Annotated in this window: 2 protein-coding genes; both read right to left on the bottom strand. The window is 44.7% G+C overall.

What is annotated here, in order from left to right; translation table 11 throughout:
• A partial coding sequence (locus R8N47_RS26545; RefSeq protein ID WP_318186279.1) for a DUF3429 domain-containing protein occupies nucleotides 1-186 on the bottom strand: 186 nt, incomplete at its 3' end.
• A 10-nt stretch (nucleotides 187-196) separates the two neighbouring features.
• The coding region (locus tag R8N47_RS26540) for a glutathione peroxidase (protein ID WP_318186278.1) at nucleotides 197-608 on the bottom strand (412 nt) is incomplete at its 5' end.

The raw sequence follows: 608 nt of genomic DNA, 5'->3' as shown, positions 1-608 counted from the left end.
GTCGATACCATTTCCCCAGAGCACTCCCGATAGAAAACTCAAGATAACGGCGCTGTAGGCAATAAAAAATTGTTGGCCGCTTAGGTTAAATAAGGTGGTGTCAGACACGATAAGCAGCAAGCTGAACAGAAAAGGCACTAAGCCCAAGTACCCAAGGCGTAACATGGTTAAACGTGTCGTGACCATAACTGTACTCCTACAGTTGTTGCTCAATCATATTAGTAAGCGTAGTACTCGTCGGAGAGGTTGAGCTTGGAAATGTGGCGATGACTTTGCCTTCTTTACTGATGAGAAACTTGTAAAAGTTCCACTTCGGAGTCACACCGGCTTGAGTGCTGATTTCAGAAAAGACAGGGTTGGCCTCGTTGCCCAACACAGAGCTTCGAGCCATCATAGGAAACGTCACGCCGTAGTCGAGATAGCAGATCTTTGCGGTATTTTCTTCGCTTCCTTTGTCTTGTCGAAAATCGTTACTGGGAAAACCGATGACTGCGAAGTTTTTATCTTTGTAAGTTTGGTATAGCGTTTCTAGTTGCTCATATTGAGGTGTAAAACCGCATTGGCTGGCAGTGTTTACGACGAGCAATGTTTTCCCTTTGAATACTTCA

It is taken from the genome of Vibrio sp. 2132-1, assembly GCF_033344315.1.
Note: the sequence above shows the minus strand (reverse complement) of the source record. Positions and strands in the feature narration are given on the sequence as shown.